Annotated in this window: 28 protein-coding genes; 12 read left to right on the top strand and 16 right to left on the bottom strand. The window is 67.2% G+C overall.

Annotation, left to right across the window (positions count from 1 at the left end; all coding sequences use genetic code 11):
* Positions 1 to 15: 15 nt before the first annotated feature.
* Together ACWIGM_RS12265 and ACWIGM_RS12260 are read right to left on the bottom strand one after the other, a co-directional pair.
* Positions 16 to 1,074 carry an MBL fold metallo-hydrolase gene (locus ACWIGM_RS12265; RefSeq protein ID WP_454026210.1) on the bottom strand — a complete coding sequence of 353 codons (1,059 nt, stop codon included), beginning with the start codon at positions 1,072 to 1,074 and terminating at the stop codon, positions 16 to 18.
* 84 nt (positions 1,075 to 1,158) lie between these two features.
* Positions 1,159 to 1,758 (bottom strand): class I SAM-dependent methyltransferase, encoded by a 600-nt coding sequence (locus ACWIGM_RS12260; RefSeq protein ID WP_454026209.1) that lies wholly within the window; start codon positions 1,756 to 1,758, stop codon positions 1,159 to 1,161.
* A 120-nt stretch (positions 1,759 to 1,878) separates the two neighbouring features.
* Between ACWIGM_RS12260 and ACWIGM_RS12255 the strand changes: the two genes are divergently transcribed.
* On the top strand, positions 1,879 to 2,736 hold the full coding sequence (locus tag ACWIGM_RS12255; RefSeq protein WP_454026208.1) for a CE1 family esterase: 858 nt from the start codon (positions 1,879 to 1,881) through the stop codon (positions 2,734 to 2,736).
* 8 nt (positions 2,737 to 2,744) lie between these two features.
* On the opposite strand, the gene ACWIGM_RS12250 is transcribed toward ACWIGM_RS12255, so the two are convergent.
* The 3 genes from ACWIGM_RS12250 to ACWIGM_RS12240 all read right to left on the bottom strand — a co-directional run bounded on the left by ACWIGM_RS12250 (position 2,745) and on the right by ACWIGM_RS12240 (position 4,535).
* Positions 2,745 to 3,371: a LysE family translocator gene (locus ACWIGM_RS12250; RefSeq protein WP_454026207.1), complete on the bottom strand. Its 627-nt coding sequence runs from the start codon at positions 3,369 to 3,371 to the stop codon at positions 2,745 to 2,747.
* 101 nt (positions 3,372 to 3,472) lie between these two features.
* Complete coding sequence (locus ACWIGM_RS12245; protein WP_454026206.1) at positions 3,473 to 3,895, bottom strand: hypothetical protein; 423 nt, start codon at positions 3,893 to 3,895, stop codon at positions 3,473 to 3,475.
* Between the two features lie 64 nt (positions 3,896 to 3,959).
* Positions 3,960 to 4,535: a CAP domain-containing protein gene (locus ACWIGM_RS12240; protein WP_454026205.1), complete on the bottom strand. Its 576-nt coding sequence runs from the start codon at positions 4,533 to 4,535 to the stop codon at positions 3,960 to 3,962.
* Positions 4,536 to 4,636: 101 nt separating this feature from the next.
* Here ACWIGM_RS12240 and ACWIGM_RS12235 point away from each other — a divergent pair, with 101 nt between their 5' ends.
* Entirely contained in the window at positions 4,637 to 5,020 is a 384-nt protein-coding gene (locus ACWIGM_RS12235; protein ID WP_454026204.1) for a YybH family protein, read from the top strand.
* On the opposite strand, the gene ACWIGM_RS12230 is transcribed toward ACWIGM_RS12235, so the two are convergent.
* Positions 5,017 to 5,430 (bottom strand): hypothetical protein, encoded by a 414-nt coding sequence (locus tag ACWIGM_RS12230; RefSeq protein ID WP_454026203.1) that lies wholly within the window; start codon positions 5,428 to 5,430, stop codon positions 5,017 to 5,019. The two genes, ACWIGM_RS12235 and ACWIGM_RS12230, sit on opposite strands and share 4 nt — an antisense overlap.
* A gap of 265 nt (positions 5,431 to 5,695) precedes the next feature.
* Between ACWIGM_RS12230 and ffh the strand changes: the two genes are divergently transcribed.
* The 5 genes from ffh to trmD all read left to right on the top strand — a co-directional run bounded on the left by ffh (position 5,696) and on the right by trmD (position 9,611).
* Positions 5,696 to 7,270 carry a signal recognition particle protein gene (gene ffh / locus ACWIGM_RS12225; RefSeq protein WP_454026202.1) on the top strand — a complete coding sequence of 525 codons (1,575 nt, stop codon included), beginning with the start codon at positions 5,696 to 5,698 and terminating at the stop codon, positions 7,268 to 7,270.
* 31 nt (positions 7,271 to 7,301) lie between these two features.
* A complete protein-coding gene (gene rpsP / locus ACWIGM_RS12220) occupies positions 7,302 to 7,664 on the top strand; it encodes a 30S ribosomal protein S16 (RefSeq protein WP_454026201.1) in 363 nt (120 codons plus the stop codon).
* 62 nt (positions 7,665 to 7,726) lie between these two features.
* Entirely contained in the window at positions 7,727 to 8,251 is a 525-nt protein-coding gene (gene rimM / locus ACWIGM_RS12215) for a ribosome maturation factor RimM (RefSeq protein WP_454026200.1), read from the top strand.
* Positions 8,235 to 8,912 (top strand): HAD family hydrolase, encoded by a 678-nt coding sequence (locus ACWIGM_RS12210; RefSeq protein ID WP_454026199.1) that lies wholly within the window; start codon positions 8,235 to 8,237, stop codon positions 8,910 to 8,912. The genes rimM and ACWIGM_RS12210 overlap by 17 nt, the downstream gene beginning before the upstream one ends.
* A gap of 3 nt (positions 8,913 to 8,915) precedes the next feature.
* Positions 8,916 to 9,611 carry a tRNA (guanosine(37)-N1)-methyltransferase TrmD gene (gene trmD, locus ACWIGM_RS12205; RefSeq protein ID WP_454026198.1) on the top strand — a complete coding sequence of 232 codons (696 nt, stop codon included), beginning with the start codon at positions 8,916 to 8,918 and terminating at the stop codon, positions 9,609 to 9,611.
* Between the two features lie 31 nt (positions 9,612 to 9,642).
* Here the strand turns inward: trmD and ACWIGM_RS12200 are convergent, their stop codons facing one another.
* The 4 genes from ACWIGM_RS12200 to ACWIGM_RS12185 form a co-directional block, all read right to left on the bottom strand.
* Positions 9,643 to 10,026 (bottom strand): ACT domain-containing protein, encoded by a 384-nt coding sequence (locus ACWIGM_RS12200; RefSeq protein ID WP_454026197.1) that lies wholly within the window; start codon positions 10,024 to 10,026, stop codon positions 9,643 to 9,645.
* 306 nt (positions 10,027 to 10,332) lie between these two features.
* The gene (locus ACWIGM_RS12195) at positions 10,333 to 10,752 is read right to left on the bottom strand and encodes a rhodanese-like domain-containing protein (protein WP_454026196.1); all 420 of its coding nucleotides are present in this window, start codon (positions 10,750 to 10,752) and stop codon (positions 10,333 to 10,335) included.
* 65 nt (positions 10,753 to 10,817) lie between these two features.
* Positions 10,818 to 11,417: a sugar O-acetyltransferase gene (locus tag ACWIGM_RS12190; RefSeq protein WP_454026195.1), complete on the bottom strand. Its 600-nt coding sequence runs from the start codon at positions 11,415 to 11,417 to the stop codon at positions 10,818 to 10,820.
* A gap of 48 nt (positions 11,418 to 11,465) precedes the next feature.
* Entirely contained in the window at positions 11,466 to 12,668 is a 1,203-nt protein-coding gene (locus ACWIGM_RS12185) for a pyridoxal phosphate-dependent aminotransferase (protein ID WP_454026194.1), read from the bottom strand.
* Between the two features lie 163 nt (positions 12,669 to 12,831).
* On the opposite strand from ACWIGM_RS12185, the gene ACWIGM_RS12180 reads away from it, so the two are divergent.
* Positions 12,832 to 13,818 (top strand): phosphatase PAP2 family protein, encoded by a 987-nt coding sequence (locus ACWIGM_RS12180; RefSeq protein WP_454026193.1) that lies wholly within the window; start codon positions 12,832 to 12,834, stop codon positions 13,816 to 13,818.
* 33 nt (positions 13,819 to 13,851) lie between these two features.
* Here ACWIGM_RS12180 and ACWIGM_RS12175 read toward each other — a convergent pair whose 3' ends face one another.
* From ACWIGM_RS12175 to ACWIGM_RS12165, 3 genes are read right to left on the bottom strand one after another with little or no spacing between them, the layout of a single operon-like run.
* Complete coding sequence (locus ACWIGM_RS12175; protein WP_454026192.1) at positions 13,852 to 14,085, bottom strand: hypothetical protein; 234 nt, start codon at positions 14,083 to 14,085, stop codon at positions 13,852 to 13,854.
* Between the two features lie 4 nt (positions 14,086 to 14,089).
* Positions 14,090 to 14,320 (bottom strand): hypothetical protein, encoded by a 231-nt coding sequence (locus ACWIGM_RS12170; protein WP_454026191.1) that lies wholly within the window; start codon positions 14,318 to 14,320, stop codon positions 14,090 to 14,092.
* A 9-nt stretch (positions 14,321 to 14,329) separates the two neighbouring features.
* Complete coding sequence (locus ACWIGM_RS12165) at positions 14,330 to 14,515, bottom strand: hypothetical protein (RefSeq protein ID WP_152017057.1); 186 nt, start codon at positions 14,513 to 14,515, stop codon at positions 14,330 to 14,332.
* Positions 14,516 to 14,643: 128 nt separating this feature from the next.
* Here ACWIGM_RS12165 and ACWIGM_RS12160 point away from each other — a divergent pair, with 128 nt between their 5' ends.
* A complete protein-coding gene (locus ACWIGM_RS12160; RefSeq protein WP_454026190.1) occupies positions 14,644 to 15,123 on the top strand; it encodes a YaiI/YqxD family protein in 480 nt (159 codons plus the stop codon).
* On the opposite strand, the gene ACWIGM_RS12155 is transcribed toward ACWIGM_RS12160, so the two are convergent.
* Positions 15,120 to 16,100, bottom strand: a complete 981-nt coding sequence (locus tag ACWIGM_RS12155) for a hypothetical protein (RefSeq protein ID WP_454026189.1) — start codon at positions 16,098 to 16,100, stop codon at positions 15,120 to 15,122. The genes ACWIGM_RS12160 and ACWIGM_RS12155 overlap by 4 nt on opposite strands.
* A 201-nt stretch (positions 16,101 to 16,301) precedes the next feature.
* Here ACWIGM_RS12155 and ACWIGM_RS12150 point away from each other — a divergent pair, with 201 nt between their 5' ends.
* The 3 genes from ACWIGM_RS12150 (at position 16,302) to ACWIGM_RS12140 (ending at position 19,966) form a co-directional block, all read left to right on the top strand.
* A complete protein-coding gene (locus tag ACWIGM_RS12150; RefSeq protein WP_454026188.1) occupies positions 16,302 to 17,276 on the top strand; it encodes a Bug family tripartite tricarboxylate transporter substrate binding protein in 975 nt (324 codons plus the stop codon).
* Positions 17,277 to 17,442: 166 nt separating this feature from the next.
* Complete coding sequence (locus tag ACWIGM_RS12145; protein WP_454026187.1) at positions 17,443 to 18,747, top strand: NAD(P)H-dependent oxidoreductase; 1,305 nt, start codon at positions 17,443 to 17,445, stop codon at positions 18,745 to 18,747.
* Between the two features lie 103 nt (positions 18,748 to 18,850).
* On the top strand, positions 18,851 to 19,966 hold the full coding sequence (locus ACWIGM_RS12140) for a PQQ-dependent sugar dehydrogenase (protein WP_454026186.1): 1,116 nt from the start codon (positions 18,851 to 18,853) through the stop codon (positions 19,964 to 19,966).
* A 108-nt stretch (positions 19,967 to 20,074) separates the two neighbouring features.
* Here ACWIGM_RS12140 and ACWIGM_RS12135 read toward each other — a convergent pair whose 3' ends face one another.
* Together ACWIGM_RS12135 and ACWIGM_RS12130 are read right to left on the bottom strand one after the other, a co-directional pair.
* Positions 20,075 to 20,377, bottom strand: coding sequence for a hypothetical protein (locus ACWIGM_RS12135; protein ID WP_454026185.1), 303 nt, complete (start codon positions 20,375 to 20,377; stop codon positions 20,075 to 20,077).
* Between the two features lie 31 nt (positions 20,378 to 20,408).
* Positions 20,409 to 21,170 (bottom strand): class I SAM-dependent methyltransferase, encoded by a 762-nt coding sequence (locus tag ACWIGM_RS12130; protein WP_454026184.1) that lies wholly within the window; start codon positions 21,168 to 21,170, stop codon positions 20,409 to 20,411.
* Positions 21,171 to 21,172: the final 2 nt, after the last annotated feature.

The following is a 21,172-nucleotide window of genomic DNA, read 5'->3' as shown; positions in this document are numbered from 1 at the left end:
TGACGGTGCGACAGTCTAAGCTTCCCAGACGAGCCCCGGCCGCATTGGCCGGAAGTGCTCCTCGGGCAGTCCGGCCTTCTCCAGCGCGACCTTCAGCGCCTCGGGCGGGCGGCCGACACCTTCGTCGGTGAGCTGGAACGTGCCCCAGTGATGGCCGAGCGCCTGCTCGGCGCGCAGTGAACGCATCACTGCCACCGCCTCTTCCGGATTCATGTGGTTGTCGCTCATGAACCAGCGCGGCTCATAGGCGCCGATCGGCAGCGCCGCCAGCCGGAACGGGCCGTACTCCCTGCCGAGCCGGTCATAGAGCGAGCCGTCATGATAGCCGGTGTCGCCGATGTGGAAGAGCTTGCCGGCGGGCGTCTCGATGACGAAGGAGCACCACAGCGCCATGCGCCGGTCGAAGGCGCCGCGGGCCGACCAGTGATAGCTCGGCACCAGCGTGGTGGTGACCTTGTCCGAGAGCTCCAGCCGCGCGCCCCAGTCATGCGCCTCGGCCCGGATGGCGGCGTCGCGCGCCCTCACGATCACGTCGTTGCCGAGCGGCATGATCATGCGCGGATTGTCGCGGGCATGGACCGCTGCCAGTGTCTCGACGTCGAGATGGTCGTAATGGTTGTGCGTGACCAGCACGACGTCGATCTTCGGCAGGTCGGCGAAGGCGACGCCGGGCGCATTCACCCGCTTCGGTCCGAAGAAGGAGAACGGGCTCGCGCGCTCGGAAAAGACCGGGTCGATCAGGATATTGAGGCCGGCGACCTGATACAGGAACGAGGCGTGGCCGAGATGCACGACCCGCAAGCCCTCGACGCGCGCCGGCGGCTTGTCCTGCGGTGGCGCTTCATAGAGCGCCGGGAAGACCTCGCGCTCGCGCTTCGAGAACTGCCAGCGCAAGACATCGGCCAGCCCCTTGGTGACCGGCCGGCCGTCGCTGAAGACCAGCCCGTCGAAATGGTCGCTGACCGGACCCTGGTAGTAAGGATTGCGCGAGCGCGCATAGGAGGCCCAGGCGAACCCGGTCGAGCCGAGGAGGGCGGGGATGCCGAGGAGGCGCAGGAGCTTGCGGCGTGTCATGGCTGATGGATGTGGGCCGGGCGGCACGATAATCAAGCTGCAGCCGGGCTGATCACCTGCGCCATCGTCATTCCCGCGCGAAACTCAAGGCAATTTGATCGCCGTCACGTGCAGCCAGCGTGTCGGCTCGTTGTCATAGCCGCCGCCGATGTCCTCGGCGATGTCGAGGCTGCGCCAGCCTGCGTCGCCATAGGCCGAGCGCAGCCATGCGGCGTCCGGGTAGTTGAAGTAGCGGCCGAAGCGGTCGCGGCCTTCCGCCTCGCCGGCCTTGAAGCTGGCGTAGAAGACCCCGCCTGGCCGCAGCGCCCGCTGCACCCTGGCCAGGATGCCGGGCAGGGCCGGGCGCGGGACATGCAGCAGGCAGGCATTGGCCCAGACGCCATCGAACGCGGCATCGGCCACGAGATCCTCGAAAAGCAGGACCGGGACAGGTCTGCCAAGGCGCTTTTGTGCCTGGGCGGCGAGCTCAGGGGAGCCATCAGTCGGCGTGACGTCGAGGCCGAGCGCAAGCAGGGCCTCGCTGTCCTGTCCCCCGCCGCAGCCGAGTTCGAGCACCTGGCCGCCGGCAAGGATCGACTCGGCGAAGCGCCGCAGTCGTGCTGCGCCGAGCTCGCGGGCCCGCCCGGCGTAGGTCTCCGCCTCGTCGGTGTAGAAATCGAGTGTCGCGCGGTCATCGCCGGACATTGTGATCTCCAGGACAGTATCTTCGGTCGCAGCTGCAGGTCGCTGACACATGCGGTCAGCGTCAAGCCTTGATCGTTCCCGGCGGAAAGGCATAGTCCGGCCTCGTCCCGTGAGGCTGACATGGCACGACTGTCCTTTTTGTCCGCGCTTCTCTTCGGTTTCGCCAGTACGGCGGCGCAGGCCTGTGGCTCGCAGGCCGAGCCCTGCAAGGTCGCGCTCGGTGACTATCATGCGGCCGTCCCCGCTGCCGCACCGCCGCGTGGAGAGAAACGGCCGGCCGTCCTGTTCTTCCATGGCGCGGGTGGAGGTGGTGACGCCGTCCTGGCGAGCGACTCCGTCCTGCGGCCCTTCGTCGAGGCGGGCTATGTCGTGCTCGGCCCGAACGGGCTGGTCATGCAGGGCAGCCGCTATGGCCGCGGCTGGTCCTTCCTGCCGGACGCGCCGCAGCAGCGCGACGAGCTCGCCTTTACGCAGCAGGTGCTCGACGATGCTGCCACCCGCTTCGATATCGACCGCAAGCGCGTTCTCATCGGCGGCTTCTCGATCGGCGCTTCGCTGACCTGGTATCTCGCCTGCCGGCAGCCGGACCTTGGCGCGGCCTATGTGCCGCTCGCCGGCAATTTCTGGCGACCGCATCCGACCAGATGCGCCGGGCCGGTCGACATCCTGCAGACCCATGGCTGGCGCGACGAGGTCTTCCCACTCGAAGGCCGCCAGCTCGGCCCCAACCATGCACAGGGCGATGTCTTCGAAGGTCTTCAGCTCTGGCGCGCGACCAATGGCTGCAAGACGACACGGCCCGATTCAATCGAAGTGCGCGGTCCGGTCTGGCAGCGCTCATGGACGAACTGCGAGAGCGGTCGGCAGGTTTCGCTCATGCTCCATGCCGGCGGCCATGAGGATCCGCCGAAGGAATGGGCCGAGCAGGCGCGCCACTGGTTCGAGGCGCGCCTGAAAGCTCGGCCGGCAGCGAATTGAGAGCCGTTTCAGTTGCTGCCCGAGCGCACCGCGACGGTGGCGATGCCGGCGCCGATCAGCAATGTGCCGCCGGCCTTGTTGAATAGGCCGATGGCGCGCGGATTGCCGACGAGGGCGCGGGCGCGCGAGGCGATCAGCGCATAGCCGAAGGCATTGGCGAAGGCGAGGGTGATGAAGGTCGCCTCGAAGATCAGCATCTGCGTCCAGAAGTCGGCCTTCGGATCGAGGAACTGCGGCAGGAAGGCGACGAAGAAGGTGATGCTCTTCGGGTTCAGCGCCGTCACCAGCCAGGCATGGCCGAGCATCTTCAGCGCTGAGGTGGCATCCCGACGCGGCTCGGCATCGAGGCTGCCGCCGGCGCGGAAGAGCTTGACGCCGAGATAGATGAGGTAGGCCGCGCCGGCCCATTTCAGCGCGGTGAAGATCGTCGCCGAGGTGGCGAGCAGCGCGCCGACGCCGAGCATGGACAAGGTCATCGCGGTGAAGTCGCCGAGCGCGACCCCGACTGCCATCGGCAAGGCAGTGCGCCAGCCCTGGCCGAGCGCATAGGAGATCACCAGCAGGATGGTCGGGCCGGGGATGACAAGCAGAACGGCGGTGGCGGCGGCGAAGGCGGCCCAAGCTTCAAAGGTCATGATGTGAAGGCTCCGCTAAAAACCAGAGCCATCACCAGAGCGGGGCGCTTGTAAAGCGGAAAATTTGGCGGCGCTCGCGGCGCCGCCATTGTCGGGCCGCTTCAGCGGCCGGCGCCGTTGATGATGCGGCAGAAGGCGGTGCGGATGAAGGCTTCGTCCGAGACCTGGCCGCTCTGGAGCTGGTAGAAGATCTCGACCACCGTGCCATTGCCGGCCTTGCGCGCAGTTCCTTCCAGGCGCTGCAGCCGGCCGGTGCCGGCGCCGTCCTTGAAGCCTGTCACGGTCCCTTCCTCCTGATCGACCGTGACATTCGAAAAGCCCTCCGCGGCCATGCCGCGCTTGAGGCCGTTCAGGGCCTTGGCCGGAGCGGCCTTGACGATGCCGGAAGCGCGATAATTGATCCCGGTCAGGAAGGGCTCGCCGCCGGCCGCGAAGGTCTTCTCGCAGCTCTGGGCCAGGGCGCCGGCCGTGCCGGAAAGCAGGAAGAGCGCAACTCCGGCGCAGGCAATGGTCGTCTTCGTCATTCTCAATCCCATCTCGAATCGGCGGCGCCGATGGCGTTGTGCGCTTGTCGAGGTCTGTGCGGATTTAGAGCGGCGCGCCCCAGCGGAAGGTCGTCGTCCCGCTGCCGCGCACCGGCACCAGCGGCCCGGCCGACATTTCCTGCCGCTTTTCCGGCTCGCCGGCGAGCACCAACGTCCACCAGGCGCCGTAGCGGGTCTGCGGGTTCTTCGCCAGCGCGAGGCCGATGCGCGTTGCCTGCGGCATCGACAGGTTGGCCTCGTGGCCCGACGATTTCTTCCAGCCGTCGAAGGCCTCCTGCGTCGAGTAGTAGCCGGCGCCGAGATTCTCCGCGGCGCGCACCGTGTCGAGACCGGCGGCATTGACGCGGGAGTTGAAGCTGCCGGCGGCGCTGTGGGAGAGATCGTCGCTGGCCGCCATCGCATCGGACTGGCGCTGCGCCATCGCGGTCAGCGTCGAATCGAGCCTGACCGGGCCGAGCCCCTTGCCGGCGCGGTAGGCGTTGAGGATGCGCACCGCCTCGGCCGGATCGGCCTTCACAGCCGCAAGGCGCTCGATCTTGCGCGGGCTCGGCGCCGTCGTCTCGCGCTGCGCTCCGGCGCAGCCGGCCAGAAGCAGGGCGGTCAGGAGGGCTGCGCCCACATGTCTTGTCATAACATCGATCTCGGCATTTGCTGTCGCCAGATGAGCCTGGGCTGGGGAGTCGGGCGCGCTTAGCGCAGCCCCGGCCGGGAGGAAACCCCATGAGCGATGACGAACGGGCGATCCGGGATCTCGTCGAGATCTGGATGAGTGCGACGAAAGCGGGTGACTCCGCAACCGTGCTCGACCTGATGAGCGACGATGTCGTCTTCATGGTTCCCGGCGCCGAGCCTTTCGGCAAGGACGCTTTCGCCGCCGCGCTGAAGGGGCTGGGGATCATGACGATCGAGGGCCGCAGCGATATTCATGAGCTCGCGGTGCTTGGTGATGTCGCCTACCTCCGCAACCGGATCGAGATGATCGCGACCGCGCCGGACGGCAAGGCCACCCGCCGCGCGGGCTGGACGCTGACGATCCTCCGCAAGGAATTGGATGGGCGCTGGCGGCTCTCCCGCGACGCCAATCTGCTGACGACGCAGGGCTAGCCCTGCGCGCCGGAGATCACGCGGCAGAGTGCGTCACGGACATAGCCTTCGGGAGCGACCTGACCCTGCTGGACGATGAAGACCGCATCAACCCGCGTGCCGCTGCCGCTCTTGCGGGCGGTGACGCGCAGGCTCTGCGGCCGTCCCGAGCCAGAGGTTTCCTGCATGGCGACGACGGAGCTGGTCGCATTGTCGATGCGCATGTCGGCGAAGCCTTCGGCGGAAACGGCGGCGCCGAGGTCCTTCAGCACCCGCGCCGGCGCACGTTTCGGCACGATATCCCAGGTCTTGTAGGTCAGCCCGGTCAGCATCGGCGTGCCGACCACCGAGAAATTGCCTTCGCAGGACTGGGCCTGCGCCTGGGTGAGGCCGAGCGCGAACAACGCGGCGGCAAGGACCGAAAGCTTCATGTCATCTCCATGATGAGGATCGCGCGAGGCTGGCGCAGCCGCCACTTGCGCGCTTCAGCTTGACTTTCGCCGCATTTGTCCGCTTTAACGCGCGCATTCGTTTCGCCGACATCGCCGAAACCTCATCCGCCGACCGGGCCGCCCAGCGGCTTTCATGAGCCCGGAGGTCAACGCCCGACAGCGCGTCTGCGCCCTCGGGCGCGAAACCGGTTGGCGGATAGCATAGGTGATGTCGACTTCTTGAGGCCAGGCAAAGCAGGACCGCATGTTCGGCACGCTGAGCGACAGACTTTCCGGCATCCTCTCGGGTTTGACCCGCAGGGGCGCGCTGACCGAGGACGACGTCAACGCCGCGCTGCGCGAGGTGCGCCGGGCGCTGCTCGAGGCTGACGTCGCGCTCGAGGTCGTGCGCAGCTTCACCGACAAGGTCCGCGAGCGCGCCGTCGGCGCCGAGGTGCTGAAGTCGGTCACGCCCGGCCAGCAGGTCATCAAGATCGTCAACGACGTGCTGATTGACACGCTCGGCGGCGAGGGCGAGGGCATCACCTTCGACGCCGTGCCGCCGGTCCCGATCCTGATGGTGGGTCTACAGGGCTCCGGCAAGACCACCTCGACGGCCAAGATCGCCAGGCGCCTGACCGACCGGGACAAGAAGAAAGTCCTGATGGCCTCGCTCGATACGCGCCGCCCGGCCGCGATGGAGCAGCTCGCCATCCTCGGCAAGCAGGTCGGCGTCGAGACGCTGCCGATCGTCGCCGGCCAGTCGGCCGTGCAGATCGCCCGTCGCGCGATCGAGGCCGGTAAGCTCGGCGGCTACGACGTCGTCATGCTCGACACCGCCGGCCGGGTCACCCTCGACGAGGCGCTGATGGCCGAGGTCGCCGAGGTCAAGGCGGCGACCAATCCGCATGAGGTCCTGCTCGTCGCCGATGCGCTGACCGGTCAGGACGCGGTCAACACCGCCCGCGCCTTCGACGGCCGCGTCGGCCTCACCGGCATCGTGCTGACCCGCATGGACGGCGATGGCCGCGGCGGCGCTGCGCTCTCGATGCGCGCCGTCACTGGCAAGCCGATCAAGCTCGTCGGTACCGGCGAGAAGACCGACGCGCTCGAGGATTTCCATCCCTCGCGCGTCGCCAACCGCATCCTCGGCATGGGCGACATCGTCGGCCTGGTCGAGAAGGCGGCGGCCACGGTCGATGCCGACAAGGCGCAGGAACTGGCGCAGCGCCTCGCCAAGGGCAATTTCGATCTCGGCGACCTGCGCACCCAGCTCCAGCAGATGGAGAAGATGGGCGGCCTCGGCGGGCTGATGGGCATGCTGCCCGGCATGGCGCAGATGAAGAACCAGATCGCCAGCTCGAAGATGGACGATAAGGTCATCGCCCGGCAGATCGCCATCATCAACTCGATGACATCGGCCGAGCGCAAGAATCCCGATCTGCTCAAGAACAGCCGCAAGAAGCGCATCGCTGCCGGCTCAGGCACCTCGCCCGAGGCGATCAACAAGCTGCTGAAGATGCACCGCCAGATGGCGGACATGATGAAGCAGATGGCCCGCCAGAAGGGCGGCATGCTCGGCAAGCTCGGCAGCATGTTCGGTCTCGGCGGCGGCATGGGCGGCCTGCCGGCCGGCATGCCCGACCCCTCGAAGATGGACCCCGCGCAGCTCGCCGAACTGCAGAAGCAGCTCGGCGCGGGCGGCGGCATGCCTTCGCTGCCTCCGGGCGGCTTCCCCGGTCTGCCCAAGGGCGTCACCCCGCCTGCCGGCATGATGCCTAAGCTCCCGGGACTGGGCGGCCTGCCTGGCCTCGGCAACAATCCGTTCAAGAAGAAGTAATTCTACCGCTCGAACCAAAGGAAGAAGAGCAATGTCCCTGAAGATCCGCCTGACCCGTGGCGGCGCCAAGAAGCGCCCGTACTACCGCATCGTCGTCGCCGACGCCCGCTCGCCGCGCGATGGCCGCTTCATCGAGAAGATCGGCGCCTATGACCCGATGAAGGCCAAGGACTCGCCGGAGCGCGTCGTGCTCGACCTCGAGAAGGCCAAGGCCTGGCTCGCCAAGGGCGCTCAGCCGACCGATCGCGTCCTGCGCTTCCTCGACGCTGCTGGCGTGTCCAAGCGCCCGGCCCGCAACAACCCGAACAAGGCTGTTCCCGGCGACAAGGCCAAGGAGCGCGCTGAGAAGAAGGCCGAGAAGGCTGCCGCCCCGGCCGAAGCTGCGGCTGAGTGAGCCGATTGCGGTCATGCTCGGGGCAAGCCCGAGCATGACCGGGTGGCCGAGAAGGAAGCGTGATGGCTGACGGTGATCTCGTCCTGCTCGGCGTCGTCGGCGCGCCGCATGGCGTGCGCGGCGAGGTCCGGATCAAGACCTTCACGGCCGATCCGCTGGCGCTCGCCGAATACGGCCCGCTCGTCGACGAGAAGGGCCGGCGCTTCGAGATCGCCGATATCAGGCCCGCCAAGGAAGTGGTCGTCGCCCGGCTCAAGGGCGTGACCAGCCGCGAGGGCGCCGAGCTCCTGAACGGCGTCAAGCTCCATATCGAGCGCTCGCGCCTGCCGGCGCCCGAGGACGAGGACGAGTTCCTGCAGGCTGATCTCGTCGGCTGCAGCGTCATCGGGCCCGATGGAGCCGTTCTGGGGACTGTCACCGCCGTCGCCAATTACGGCGCCGGCGACCTCATCGACATCGAGACGCCGGATGGCCGCTCGGTGCTGATGCCCTTCACCAAGGCCTATGCGCCACGCATCGACATCGCGGCCAAGCGCATCGAGGCACTGCCTCCCGCCGGATTGTTCGAGGATGACGATGCTGCCTGAGACGCCGGCCAAGGCGCTGATCTTCGACATGGACGGCACCATCGTCGACAATATGCGCTACCATGACGACGCCTGGGAGGTCTGGTACCGCAAATACGGCCTGCCCTTCGAGCGCGCGACCTTTTCGGCGCGGACCGCCGGCATGGCGATCTCCGACATCATCGGCCCGCATTTCCCCGGCGCCGATGCGGCCGAGCTGGATCGGCTCGCCGAGGAGAAGGAAGGGCTCTACCGCGAGACCTATGGCCCGCTGGTCACGCCGCTCGGCGGCCTCGTCGATCTGCTCGACCGAGCGGACAATCATGCCGTGCCGATGGCGGTCGGCACCGCCGCCGCGCCGCCGAACATTGCCCTGATCCTCGATACGCTCTCTTTGCGCCAGCGCTTCGCCACCATCGTTTCGCCGAGCCAGGGCTTTCGCGGCAAGCCGCATCCCGACATGTTCCTCGCCGCAGCCGAGCGCATGGGCGTCGCCCCGGCCGATTGCATCGTCTTCGAGGATGCCCCGAATGGCGTCGAGGCCGCTCGCCGCGCCGGCATGCGCGCCGTTGCGGTGCTGACCATGCTGCCGGCCGAGGCCTTCGCCGCCTTCGACAACGTCATCGCCAGCGTCAGCGATTATGCGAGGCTGGACGGGCATCCGGCACTGCGCTTTGCTTGAGCGATGGCATTCCGCGCCTCGGTCCTGACCCTCTATCCCGAGATGTTCCCTGGCCCGCTCGGCGCCTCGCTGGCGGGCGAGGGCCTGCGCACCGGGCTCTGGTCGTTGGAGACGCACCAGATCCGCGAGCACGGCATTGGCCGGCATCGCAATGTCGATGACACGCCGGCCGGCGGCGGCGCCGGCATGGTCCTGCGCTGCGACGTGCTGGCGGCGGCGATCGATGCGGCGGTTCCGGCTGACGATACCCGCCCACGCCTGCTGATGTCGCCGCGTGGGCGCCCGCTCAGCCAGCGCATGGTGCGGGACTACGTTGCCGGCGAAGGCGTCGTCATCGTCTGCGGCCGCTTCGAGGGCGTCGACGAGCGCGTCATCGAGGGGCGGGGGCTGACCGAGGTCTCGGTCGGCGACTACATCCTCTCCGGCGGCGAGATGGCCGCCATGGTGCTCCTCGACGCCTGCGTGCGCCTGATCCCCGGCGTGATGGGCAAGGAAGCCTCCGGCACCGAGGAGAGCTTCGAGAACGGTCTGCTCGAATACCCGCACTACACCCGCCCGCGCGAATGGGAGGGCAGGGGCCTGCCCGAGGCGTTGCTCTCCGGCGACCATGCCCGCATCGCCCGCTGGCGCCGCGAGCAGGCGGAACGGATCACGCGGGAGCGGCGACCGGATTTGCTCGGCGACCGCGAGCGTTCCTGAAGGGACACAGCTGCCTGTCTGAGGCCCGGCGTCAGATCAGCCTGTGCCCAGCCTCTGCCAGCAATGTGCACGTCTTCTCGAAATCGGTCGCCTTCACCAGCAGATGATCGCCATCGAAGGTCGAGACGATGAAGATGCCGATGCCGTTGCTCGACAGTGGCGCGATCACCGACAGGACGATGCCGGTTTCATCGAAGGCGAACGGCCCCTGCAGCTTGAGGCAGGACCAGCCGCCATCCATGCGCACATCGTGCGGGACACGGTCCTCCCGGCAGACGACCGAGAGTTCGTCATCGCTGCGGCTGATGCTGACGAAGCCAGCGCCATCGGCCCAGCCCGGAATCGGATCGGACGAAGCCAGCCGGGCCACGCCGTAGGCACCGTCCAAGGCTTTGAGTGTGACGCGAGATGCCATGTGAGATCCAACCTCTCCTGATGAGACTGTATTCGCCTGGGGCAATGCGCTGGCCATAGGGCCGATGATGTCAGGCAACAAAAATCCTGCCGACCGGGAGGTGGGCAGGTTGCGGAAGATTCTTCGGCGCCGGAATGAGGGTCTAGTGCCCTCGGAAGTCTCGTCGTCGCAGAATCGGCACGCCCCGCCGCTGGTTGATGCAGCGTCGGCGTCGGACGATGTTCGTGGGGCGCGGAGCGGAGTTCACCGCTCCAGCTTGGGGCCGGCGATGTGTCGCGTCAATCGGCCCGTTGCGGGGGTAGCCCCTCAAGGCCCGACCACCGGCAGGCCTTCCGCCAGCCAGCCCTTGTCCCTGGGATTGCCGAGCAGCCCGCCGCGGACGTCGACCAGTTCCTTCCAGCCACGCGCCGCGAGCGTCTTCTGCACGGTCGAGGTCCGGTTGCCGGTCCGGCAGATCAGCGCGATCGGCTTGCCGGGATGGTCGAGCTTCAGCGCCGCCAGCCTGACCTCGAAGGCGCTGCCGGTCATGTCGAGCTTGATCGCGCCCTCCGGCACGCCGGTATCGGCCCATTCCTCGGGCGTGCGGATGTCGACGAGGACGAGCTTGCCGGCTTTGGCTGCCTCGTGTGCCTCGCGGACGGAGAGCGAGGGCAGGGCTGTCTGAGCTTCGGCGCGTGCCGGGAGCGAGCAGAGGGCGGCGAGCAGCAGGAGCGCACGGCGGTTCATGCCGGAGCGTTATCCAAAGGCGCAGGTGATCGCAATTCACGAAGCCGGAAACGGCTGGCGTCTGCTCAGCGACGCGTCGAGCGAAACCCGGTCCTGTCCGCCTCGGTGATCGCGCGCAGCACCTTGCAGGGCACGCCGGCTGCGATCACGCCGGCCGGAACGTCGCGCGTCACGACGCTGCCGGCGCCGATGATGCTGTCGTCGCCGATCGTGACGCCCTGGTTGATCTGGACGCCGCCGCCGACCCAGACCCGGTTGCCGATCGTCACCGGCCTGGCATAGCAGCCGCCGGCCACCCGTTCGGCCGGATCGATGGCGTGGTTGGAGGTGTAGATGCCGACGCGCGGACCGAGCAGGACATGGTCGCCGATGGTGATCTCGCCGCCATCCAGCATGACGCAGTCGAAATTGGCGTAGAAGCTGCGGCCGATGCTGATGTTGAAGCCGAACTCGCAGCGGAAATTCGGCTCGAAATGCGCACCGGGGCCGATATCGCGCAGGACGGCCCGGAGCAGCGCCTCGCGCTTCGCCTGCGGCTGGCCGAGGCTGCGGTTATAGGCATCGGTCAGGCCGACGGCCTGCGCCCGCGCCGCGATCAGCTCCGGCGTCAGGTCGTCATACATGCGCCCCGACAGCATCAGGGCGCGCTGGTCTTCGAGTGTCATCGCGGATCAGAACGAGGCCGGCAGACGAGCCGCCGGCCTCGCGATGTCTCAGCGCAGCTCGGCGCAGAAGCGCTGGATACGGCGGCAGGCCTCTTCCAGCTTCTCGTCGGAGGTCGCGTAGGAGATGCGGAAGTTCGGGCCGAGGCCGAAGGAGGAGCCGTGCACGGCGGCGACCGCTTCGTTCTCCAGCAGGCCCATAACCAGGTCCTCATCGGTCTCGATTGTCTTGCCGTTCGGCAGTTTCTTGCCGATCAGCTCCGAGCAATCGGGATAGACGTAGAAGGCGCCTTCCGGCGTCGGGCACTTCAGGCCACGCGTCTGGTTCAGCATCGAGACGACGAGGTCGCGCCGGCGCTCGAACGCCTTGCGGAACACCGGGATATGCTCCTGGGTGCCGTCGAGCGCCTCGACCGCCGCCCATTGCGAGATCGCCGAGGTGCCCGAGGTCTGCTGGCCCTGGACCAGGTCCATGGCGTTGATCAGGTGCTGCGGGCCAGCGGCGTAGCCGATGCGCCAGCCGGTCATGGCATAGGACTTCGAGACGCCGTTCATGGTCAGCGTGCGCTCGTAGAGACCGGGCTCGACCTGCGCCGGGGTGACGAATTTGAAGTCGCCATAGACCAGGTGCTCGTACATGTCGTCGGTCAGGATCCAGACATGCGGATGGCGCATCAGAACGTCGGTCAGCGCCTTCATCTCGGCATGGGTGTAGGCGGCGCCCGACGGGTTCGACGGCGAGTTCAGGATCAGCCACTTGGTCTTCGGCGTGATCGCGGCCTCGAGATCGGCCGGCTGGAGCTTGAAGTTGTTGGCAAGCGTCGCCTCGCAGAAGGTCGGTGTGCCGCCGCAGAGCGCGACCATCTCGGGATAGCTGACCCAGTAGGGCGCAACGCAAATCACTTCGTCGCCCGGGTTCAGCGTGGCGAGCAGGGCGTTGTAGATGACGTGCTTGCCGCCGGTGCCGACGATGGTCTGGCTGGCCTTATAGTCGAGGCCGTTCTCGCGCTTCAGCTTGCGGGTGATCGCCTCGCGCAACTGCGGGATGCCGGGGACCGGCGTGTACTTCGTCTCGCCGCGGCGGATGGCGGCGATCGCCGCCTCCTTGATATTGTCCGGCGTGTCGAAATCGGGCTCGCCGACGGAGAGCGAGATCACGTCCTTGCCCTGCGCTTTCAGATCGCGCGCCTTCTGCGTGATGGTGATGGTCGCAGACGGCTTCACGCGCTTCAGGGCGTCGGCAAGGAAAGCCATGGTCCAGGTCTCCGGGAGGGCAAAGGCGCCCATCGCGGGCGCGGGGTGCTTCCTAGGCCCGCATGACCGGCCTCGCAAGCATTCGTTCATGATGCGATGCGACGCGCTGCGCAGATGTCACCTGCGGTAACGGCATGGAAACGCAGTTGCGAGAGGTTGCGCCATGATGATCCGCGCCCTTCCCGCCGCCAACCTGATGCTGATCCGGGCCGTCGCCTTGCCCTTCGGGCTGTTGGCCGGGGCGCTGGTGGCTGGCCTCCTCAGCTTCGCCTGGCTCGGCATCACCATCGAGCCGGCCAGCTGGCGCACCATGGGGCTCGTCCTCGCCATAGCGTCGGGATTCGTCCTGGCTGCGGCCTGGCTCGGCAATGCTGTGGCGACGTCGTCTGCGCTGAGCGTGGCGTGGTTCCTGCTGATGCCGGCGCCCCTCGCGATCTTCACCTACGCCACGGCCGGGCTTGGCGCGGGCATGCCGCTGATGGACCCTGTCCTGGCGCGGGTCGATAGCTGGCTCGGTTTCGACTGGCTCGCGGTCGTCGCCTGGTTCAACGAGAGCCCCACTCTGGTCTGGCTGCTCGGTTATGCCTATCACGGCACCATCGTGCCGCTGATCTATGTGCTCGTCCTGCTCAACGTGCTGCAATGGCACGCCCGCATCGTGGAGTTCATGGTCCTGCTCGTCGGGACATGCCTGTTGGCCGCCGTTCTGTCCGGTATCGTTCCGGCCGTTGGCGCCTATGTGCATTTCCGTCCCGACGAAACCGTGCGCAGCGCCATCTCGGCGGATGCCGGGGTTTGGCATCTCGCTCAATTCGAGGCGCTTCGGGCGGGAACCTTCACGCGTTTCAGCCTGCCTGCCACGGAAGGCCTGATCACCTTCCCGTCTTTCCATACGGCCGCCGCGCTGTGCGTGCCGCTGGCCTTGCGCGGGCTCGGCGCGGTGACCGCGCTGGCCTGGGCGGTGGCGGGCGCGATCATCATATCGACCATTCCGATCGGTGGTCACCATCTCATCGACGTCATCGTCGGCGCCATGATGACGGTTGCCTTGCACAGGCTGATCACGCAGCGGAAAGCCGGCCAGGTGGCGACGGGCGTCGTCATTGCCGCCGCCCGCCGGCCGAGCATGCCGACCGGGCTTCCAGGCTGATGCGGGCAGGCGTGCCACACGCCGGCTCTCATGTCAGGCTGCTTCGCGCAGGCGCTCCCGGCGACGCAGCACCGTCGCGACTGCGACGGCGTTCCAGCGCGGCCGCCCGAAGCAGGGAAAGCCGCGCCGGTTGAGGCGGCGGGCGATGTCGGCGGGATCGACGATGCCGGCGTCGACGAGCTGATCGATCAGCGCGCCTGCAGCTTCCAGGAAGATGGCGAGCAGCGCCCTGTCGAGGTCGCGGCTCGCCTTGTCGGCTGCGGGCATGCCCTCAATGGATGCCCAGGCCATAGCTCGGCTCGACCTCGTTCGGTGAGATCAGCACGGCATTGGGGTGGCCGCCCTCGGAAAGGGCGAAGCGGACCGCGTCTTTCTGGTTGCGGAAGATGCCTTCGCTGCGGCCTTCGAGGTCGCGCGCGACCCAGAAGCCATGGCTCGACTGGCCGACCAGGAAGAGATGGCTCTCGCCGGTAAGCGGCTGTAGCGGCTTGAACTGTCCCATGGTGGCGCGTCAGTTCGGCAAGGCGAACCAGGCGCGCAGGCCGATGAAGGCGGCGGCGGCCAGTGCGAACACGGCGAGCGCGACCATCTCGGCACAAAGGATTCCGACGACCGGGCGGCGGCTGGCGACGCTGTCATAGACGGCGCGGGCGCGGCGCTGCTGGCTGGTGCGGAACAAGGCGTTGTTCATCGACATATCGACCTCCATCGATGCCGATGATGTAGGTCCGCTCCCGATAAGACCGCCATGCGGAAGGCGTTCCAGCGCATAAGGCCGGCATAAAGGCGCTTGCGCCACGCCGGATCGCCTGCGATTGCGTGCGGATGGACGGTCCCGCCAACACCATTGCGATCTATGTCGACGCCGACGCCTGTCCGGTGAAGCCGGAGGTCTATCGCGTCGCCGAGCGGCACAAGCTCAAGGTCTTCGTCGTCGCCAACAGCTTCATGCAGGTGCCGCGCGAACCCTGGATCGAGCGCGTCGTCGTGCCCGGGAATTTCGATGCCGCCGATGACTGGATCGCCGAGCGTGCCAGCCGCGGCGCGATCGTGATCACTGCCGACATCCCGCTCGCCGATCGCTGCATCAAGGCCGGCGCCGACGTGGTCGGCCCGACAGGCAAGCCCTTTACCGAAGCCTCGATCGGCATGGCGCTCGCAACCCGCGACATGATGGAGGACCTGCGCGCCATGGGCAGCGTCAGCGGCGGGCCGAAGCCGTTCTCGCAGAAGGACCGCTCGGCCTTCCTGCAGGCGTTGGACGTCGCGGTGCAGCGCCTGAAGCGGGCGGGATTCTCCGCCTAGGGAATTTGCCCCGGTTGGAGAAGCTTGGGCAGGAAACCCGCAGCCAGCAGCAATCGCTTCTGACGCGCGGACACCTCGTTCAGGCTGCGGCGGAAGTGGATTCTGTGCACATACATCCAGCCGAGCTTCATCGGCGTCTGTCGGCGCAGGCGCGAAATCCACGGCGTGGCGTCATGATCGGTCACCACGGTCCCGCCGCCCATGATCGAATAGTATCGTCCGAGCGTCCGGCCATATTGCGCGTTGTCCTGCTGGGCTCTGGGCAGGGTGAGCGCATAGGACCGATCGATGTGGTCGAACACTGTCGAGCCGGGGTCGCGGAGCCAGTGGCCGACTTCGTGCGCGGCCGCGAATTGGCCGGTCTTCCCACCGATCCCGCGGGCCCGGCCCGCCCTGAAATTGTGCTCCCCGAACTGGACGCTTTCATCGGTGATGCGGGTCATCCGGTCCCGGAAGCTCGCCCCCGGATTGGCCAGATGCGCGACCTCGATGATGGCATGGCTACCCGCACCGGTCGGCTGCAGATCGATTTCGAGTACGCCCACGACATGCGCCGGCACCTTGGGATTGCCGATCAGTTGCCAGAAATCGGCGTCGCTCAGGCTGTCTCCATTCTCGGTCGGCAGGAACACCATCTGGTTGTTCCAGACGGTCTCGACGATGTGCTTGAAGCGCTTGGTGAAATCCTGCCATTCGCTGGCGAGCCAGCTCCGACAGGGCACGGGTTGGCCGCCGGCGTCGACGACGCTGCCGCGTTTGAAATCGGCCTCGCTCGCAGCCAGATGGGACGGAGGAAGCGGTCCCGCAGGCGATCCCGGAAGGTTGGAGGCATGGCGGCTTCTCGCCCACGCTGTCGACGGATCGAGGGGAACAAGCGTCACCTTCAGCCTGATGCGAAGCTGCGCCGGTTGTCCTGTTCCCGCGCGGTCGAAGAACGAGTCGTAGTTTGGCTCGAGGATGAAGGGCCGGATCGCCATTTGGTCACCTGCACTTTGGGAGCAGATTGGAGCGGACAAAGTCTCGCTCGAGGCACGGCTATCCCTGCCAGCGTAGCAGCAGCGGTGCATCATCGCCAAGCTGTACATAGGGTAAGCCGTGGGCGGCTGGACGAAGTAGGGCGTTGCCCCTAATCCTGCCCCGAAAGCCCGTCTCCCAATCGGGCTCCCGGGAGGAAATCCATGTCGCTGACCCGCCGTTCCACGCTCGGCCTCGTTGCCGGCGCAGTCTTCGCTCCGGCCATCGTGCGGGCGCAGAGCTATCCGTCGAAGCCGATCACGCTGGTCGTGCCTTACCCGGCGGGCGGGCCGACCGATGCGATCGCGCGCTTCGTTGCGCAGGACCTCTCGACCTCGATCGGCCAGAACGTTCTCGTCGACAACCGCGCTGGTGCCTCGGGCGCGGTCGGTACCCGTGCGGTCGCGCATGGCGTCGCCGACGGCCACACCTTCATCTTCGGCAACAACCAGACGCATGGGAACAACATGTTCCTGCTGAAGGAGCCGGGCTATGACGCGGTCAAGGATTTTGCGCCGGTCGCCGGCGTTGGCGCCTTCGAGCACGCCTTCGTCGTGCGCAACGACCTGCCGGCGAAAAACATCAAGGAGCTGATCGCGCTCGCCAAGGCCGATCCCGGCAAGCTCAACTATGGCTCGACCGGCGTCGGCTCCGGCTCGCATCTCGCCATGGAGCTGTTCATGCAGCGCACCGGCATCAAGATGACGCATGTGCCGTTCCGTGGCGCTGCGCCGCTGGTGCAGGAGATCATCGGCGGGCGCATCGACATCGCCAATTCGACGCTGCCTTCGGTGCTGGAGCAGATCAATGCCGGCACGCTGCGGGCAATCGCGCTGGCGAGCCCGGAGCGCAATCCGCGCGCCAAGGACATCCCGACTTTGCGCGAGCAGGGCGTGAGCGATGCCGATGCCGATAGCTGGGCCGCCTTCTTCGCCCCGGCCGCGACACCGGCGCCGGTGCTGGAGACCCTGTCCAAGGCCGTGCTGGCCTCGCTCGCCAAGCCGGTGATCGCCGAGCAGATCCTCAAGCTCGGCTTCACCCTCAAGGTCCGCGATCCCGCCGCCTTCCGGCCCTATCACCAGCAGGAAATCGCGACCTGGGAGAAGATCATCAAGGAAGCCGGCGTCAAGCCGGAGTGATCTTCAAAAGCCGCATATGCCATTTCCGTCATGGTCGGCTTGTCCCGACCATCCACGTCTTCGCTTCCTTGATCGCATGCGGTGTTCGAGACGTGGATGCTCGCCACAAGGGCGAGCATGACGGGTAGGGTGTGCCTTATGGGATCGTCGCTAACGGAGCCTGCCCATGAACCTGATGCCCAAGCTCGCCGCCCGCGCCGAGGCCGGCCGTCCCGTCCGCTGCGCTTTGATCGGTGCCGGCAAGTTCGGCTCGATGTTCCTGGCCCAGGTTCCGCATATCGAGGGGCTGGAGGTCGCGGTGATCGCCGATCTCGATCCCGAGCGGGCGAAAACTGCCTGCCGCACCGTCGGCTGGGACGAGACCCGCATCGCCGCCACGCGCTTCGTCGATAGCGGCGTCACCGCGGCGGAGATGGACGGCGTCGAGGTGGTGATCGAGGCGACCGGCCATCCGGCCGCCGGCGCCCGCCACGCGCTCGCCGCGATCGCGGCCAAGCGCCATGTCGTCATGGTCAATGTCGAGGCCGACGTGCTGGTCGGCCCGGTGCTGGCCGCGAAGGCGAGAGCGGCAGGCGTGGTCTATTCCATGGCCTATGGCGACCAGCCGGCGCTCGTCGCCGAGATGGTCGACTGGGCCAGAGCCACCGGTTTCACTGTCGCGGCCGCCGGCAAGGGCACCAAATACCTGCCGGCCTATCACCGCGTCACGCCCGACGAGGTCTGGAGCCATTACGGTTTGACGCCCGAGGCGGCGAAGGCCGCCGGCATGAACCCGCAAATGTTCAACTCCTTCCTCGATGGCACCAAATCGGCGATCGAGATGGCGGCGGTCGCCAATGCCTGCGGTCTCGATGTCCCGGCCGATGGACTGTCGTTCCCGCCTTGCGGCGTCGATGATCTCGCCCATGTGTTGCGGCCGAAGGCGGTCGGCGGCCAGCTCGACCATGACGGCATGGTCGAGGTCGTCTCCTCGCTGGAGCGCGACGGGCGGCCGGTCTTCCGCGACCTGCGCTGGGGCGTCTATGTCGTGCTGAAGGCGCCAAACCCCTATGCCGCCGCCTGCTTCAAGCAATACGGCTTGCCGACCGACTCCACCGGCCTCTATGCGGCGATGTACAAGCCCTTCCACCTGATCGGGCTCGAACTGTCGCTCTCGGTGCTGAACGCGGCCCTGCGCGGCGAGCCGACCGGCACGACCAGGAGCTGGCGCGGCGATGCGGTCGCCACAGCCAAGCGTGATCTCAAAGCTGGTGAGATGCTGGACGGCGAGGGCGGCTACACCGTCTACGGCAAGCTGATGCCGGCAACCGCCAGCCGCGCGGCGAAGGCGCTGCCGATTGGACTCGCCCATCACGTCAAGCTGGTGCGCGACGTTGCCGCCGGGGCGGTCGTCACCAGCGCCGACGTTGCGCTGGACGAGACCTCACAGATCGTCTCACTTCGGCGTGAGCTCGAAGCAACCGGCGGCTGAATCGTGCATTCTTCCTGAAGCGCTCGCCCCGTCTCGTTCGGGGCGGGACGTGCTGTCGTCACGAAGTGGCGGCAGGTTTGCTATCGACTTCGGGAGTTTCTGCATGCGGCTCGCCTTCATCGCCCTCGCTTTGGCTCTCGGAGCAACGCCCGCCGCGGCCCAGCAGCGCTATCCGTCGAGCGCCGGCGAACTCGTCGTGGAGACGGTAGCGAGCGGGCTGGAGAATCCCTGGGGCCTCGCCTTCCTGCCTGACGGGCGCATGCTGGTGACCGAGCGGCCGGGGCGCTTGAGGCTGGTCGGCAGCGACGGCAAGCTTTCGCCGCCGATCTCGGGCGTGCCCAATGTCGTGGCGCGCGGGCAGGGCGGCCTGCTCGACGTCGTGCTCGATCCGAACTTCGCCCAGAACCGCTATCTCTACCTCTCCTTCGCCGAGCCGCGCGCTAACGGCAACGGCACCAGCGTCGCCCGCGCCCGCCTCAGCGCCAACGGCACCACGCTGGAGGGCCTCAGCGTGATCTTCCGGCAGATGCCGACGATCGCCAGCAACATGCATTTCGGCTCGCGGCTGGTCTTCGACCGGACCGGTGCGCTCTTCGTCACGGTCGGCGACCGCTACAGCCAGCGCGACCAGGCGCAGAACCCGGAGAACCATCTCGGCAAGGTGCTGCGCATTCGCCCCGAGGGCGGAGCGGCGGAGGGCAATCCGAAGAAGCCGGGCTGGGCGCCGGAGATCTGGTCGATCGGCCACAGGAACGTGCAAGGCGCCGCGCTGCATCCGCAGACCGGCCAGCTCTGGACGGCCGAGCACGGCGCTCGCGGCGGTGACGAGATCAATACGCCGAAGGCCGGCCTCAACTATGGCTGGCCGGTCATCACCTACGGCATCGACTATTCCGGCGTGAAGATCGGCGAGGGCACCTCGAAGCCCGGCATGGAGCAGCCGCTGTTCTACTGGGATCCGTCGATCGCGCCGTCCGGCGCCGCCTTCTACACCGGCGATAAGTGGCCTGCCTGGAAGAATTCGCTCTTCGTCGGCGCGCTCGCCGGACAATTGCTGTCGCGGCTCTCGACCGATGGCGAGAAGGTCACTGGCGAGGAGCGTCTGCTGACCACTCTCGGTGAGCGCATCCGCGACGTCCGGCAGGGGCCGGACGGCTTCCTCTATCTGCTCAGCGACGATTCAAACGGGAAGGTGCTGCGGGTAAAACCGGCGCGCTGAGCCAGCTCGTCATTGCGAGCGCAGCGAAGCAATCCAGGGAGGCGTAGAGCTCTGCCGCCCCTGGATTGCTTCGTCGCTATCGCTCCTCGCAATGACGGAGAGGGCTCGTCACGGCCCGCAATCCCATTCACGCTCAACGACGAAGACCTTGCGGGTCGCGAGCTGCCCGCGCGTGTCGTAGAGGTCGCCGAGATAGTATTCGGTGCCGGCCGCGTCGCGCACGCTGCGGTCGACCTGCAGCGACCAGCCATAGCCGACCCGGTTTCCGCCCTTCCAGTCGCGATGGAGGTTACCGGGCGAGGCCGAGGCGAGGATGCGGGCGCGCTCGTCGCTCGGCGAGCAGGTCGGTCCGGCAAGGGCAGCGCTGGACAGGGCGGCAAGGCACAGGGCGAGCGTCATCGGCTTGAGCAAGGCAGGCATCCTTCGGGCAGTCCGGGGAGAATCAGGTGATCTCGGCGAGCCGCGTATCGAGCGACAGAACGAGGCACCAATGTGGCTCGAAGTCGGCTCCCAGCGGCCAGATCTGCTCCTTGAAGATCGTCAGCATGACCGCCTGATAACGCTCGAACCAGTGGCGCTGGCAAAGCACGAACTTGGTCGCGCCGACAATGGTCTCCCGGTCGATGATGCACAGCGGAACGATACCGGGATTGGCGGCGAGATACTCCTGCACCGCGACCATCAGCGTCGGGTAGCCGGGGTGCAGCATGTCGTCGAGCACGATCAGCCCGCCCTCGGAAAGGCAGGCGGTGGCGAGCGCCAGATCTTTGCTCAGGGCGGCGCGCGAGTGTTCGCCGTCGATATGGATGAAGCGCAGTTTCTCGCCGCGGGCATGGCCGATCAGCTCGGCCGGGGACATCGCGCCGGCATCGCCTTTGATGGTGACGCGGCGCTCGGGCGCGATGCCATGCTTCAGGCAGTTCGCCTCGAACCGGTCCTTCACCTCGGGGTTGGGCCATTCGAAGATGTCGATGCCCAGCGCGATCTCGCCGGGCTCGAGCGCATGGGCCAGCGCGATGAAGAAACGGCCTTCGAAGGCGCCGATCTCGGCGATCGGCCCTTTGACGCCTTCCTCCGTCTGCAGCCGCAGCAGCCGTGCGCAGACCGCAGCCGCAAAGCGTGAGGACATGCCGACGACGCTTTCATAGCCCTCGGCGAGATAGGCCTCGACGGCAGAATGACCGGAGTGCGGGATCGGCGCCATCG

Source organism: Allobosea sp. NPDC055332, assembly GCF_053645455.1.
The sequence above is the reverse complement of the archived record's forward strand: the minus strand, read 5'-3'. Positions and strand labels throughout refer to the sequence as shown.

What these genes read in the sequence shown, in the direction of transcription:
- ACWIGM_RS12265 (WP_454026210.1), bottom strand. Translation starts at nt 1,074, where the DNA reads ATGACACGCCGCAAGCTCCTGCGCCTCCTCGGCATCCCCGCCCTCCTC.
- ACWIGM_RS12260 (WP_454026209.1), bottom strand. Translation starts at nt 1,758, where the DNA reads ATGTCCGGCGATGACCGCGCGACACTCGATTTCTACACCGACGAGGCG.
- ACWIGM_RS12255 (WP_454026208.1), top strand. Translation starts at nt 1,879, where the DNA reads ATGGCACGACTGTCCTTTTTGTCCGCGCTTCTCTTCGGTTTCGCCAGT.
- ACWIGM_RS12250 (WP_454026207.1), bottom strand. Translation starts at nt 3,371, where the DNA reads ATGACCTTTGAAGCTTGGGCCGCCTTCGCCGCCGCCACCGCCGTTCTG.
- ACWIGM_RS12245 (WP_454026206.1), bottom strand. Translation starts at nt 3,895, where the DNA reads ATGACGAAGACGACCATTGCCTGCGCCGGAGTTGCGCTCTTCCTGCTT.
- ACWIGM_RS12235 (WP_454026204.1), top strand. Translation starts at nt 4,637, where the DNA reads ATGAGCGATGACGAACGGGCGATCCGGGATCTCGTCGAGATCTGGATG.
- ACWIGM_RS12230 (WP_454026203.1), bottom strand. Translation starts at nt 5,430, where the DNA reads ATGAAGCTTTCGGTCCTTGCCGCCGCGTTGTTCGCGCTCGGCCTCACC.
- ffh (WP_454026202.1), top strand. Translation starts at nt 5,696, where the DNA reads ATGTTCGGCACGCTGAGCGACAGACTTTCCGGCATCCTCTCGGGTTTG.
- rpsP (WP_454026201.1), top strand. Translation starts at nt 7,302, where the DNA reads ATGTCCCTGAAGATCCGCCTGACCCGTGGCGGCGCCAAGAAGCGCCCG.
- rimM (WP_454026200.1), top strand. Translation starts at nt 7,727, where the DNA reads ATGGCTGACGGTGATCTCGTCCTGCTCGGCGTCGTCGGCGCGCCGCAT.
- ACWIGM_RS12210 (WP_454026199.1), top strand. Translation starts at nt 8,235, where the DNA reads ATGACGATGCTGCCTGAGACGCCGGCCAAGGCGCTGATCTTCGACATG.
- trmD (WP_454026198.1), top strand. Translation starts at nt 8,916, where the DNA reads ATGGCATTCCGCGCCTCGGTCCTGACCCTCTATCCCGAGATGTTCCCT.
- ACWIGM_RS12200 (WP_454026197.1), bottom strand. Translation starts at nt 10,026, where the DNA reads ATGGCATCTCGCGTCACACTCAAAGCCTTGGACGGTGCCTACGGCGTG.
- ACWIGM_RS12195 (WP_454026196.1), bottom strand. Translation starts at nt 10,752, where the DNA reads ATGAACCGCCGTGCGCTCCTGCTGCTCGCCGCCCTCTGCTCGCTCCCG.
- ACWIGM_RS12190 (WP_454026195.1), bottom strand. Translation starts at nt 11,417, where the DNA reads ATGACACTCGAAGACCAGCGCGCCCTGATGCTGTCGGGGCGCATGTAT.
- ACWIGM_RS12185 (WP_454026194.1), bottom strand. Translation starts at nt 12,668, where the DNA reads ATGGCTTTCCTTGCCGACGCCCTGAAGCGCGTGAAGCCGTCTGCGACC.
- ACWIGM_RS12180 (WP_454026193.1), top strand. Translation starts at nt 12,832, where the DNA reads ATGATGATCCGCGCCCTTCCCGCCGCCAACCTGATGCTGATCCGGGCC.
- ACWIGM_RS12175 (WP_454026192.1), bottom strand. Translation starts at nt 14,085, where the DNA reads ATGCCCGCAGCCGACAAGGCGAGCCGCGACCTCGACAGGGCGCTGCTC.
- ACWIGM_RS12170 (WP_454026191.1), bottom strand. Translation starts at nt 14,320, where the DNA reads ATGGGACAGTTCAAGCCGCTACAGCCGCTTACCGGCGAGAGCCATCTC.
- ACWIGM_RS12165 (WP_152017057.1), bottom strand. Translation starts at nt 14,515, where the DNA reads ATGTCGATGAACAACGCCTTGTTCCGCACCAGCCAGCAGCGCCGCGCC.
- ACWIGM_RS12160 (WP_454026190.1), top strand. Translation starts at nt 14,644, where the DNA reads ATGGACGGTCCCGCCAACACCATTGCGATCTATGTCGACGCCGACGCC.
- ACWIGM_RS12155 (WP_454026189.1), bottom strand. Translation starts at nt 16,100, where the DNA reads ATGGCGATCCGGCCCTTCATCCTCGAGCCAAACTACGACTCGTTCTTC.
- ACWIGM_RS12150 (WP_454026188.1), top strand. Translation starts at nt 16,302, where the DNA reads ATGTCGCTGACCCGCCGTTCCACGCTCGGCCTCGTTGCCGGCGCAGTC.
- ACWIGM_RS12145 (WP_454026187.1), top strand. Translation starts at nt 17,443, where the DNA reads ATGAACCTGATGCCCAAGCTCGCCGCCCGCGCCGAGGCCGGCCGTCCC.
- ACWIGM_RS12140 (WP_454026186.1), top strand. Translation starts at nt 18,851, where the DNA reads ATGCGGCTCGCCTTCATCGCCCTCGCTTTGGCTCTCGGAGCAACGCCC.
- ACWIGM_RS12130 (WP_454026184.1), bottom strand. Translation starts at nt 21,170, where the DNA reads ATGGCGCCGATCCCGCACTCCGGTCATTCTGCCGTCGAGGCCTATCTC.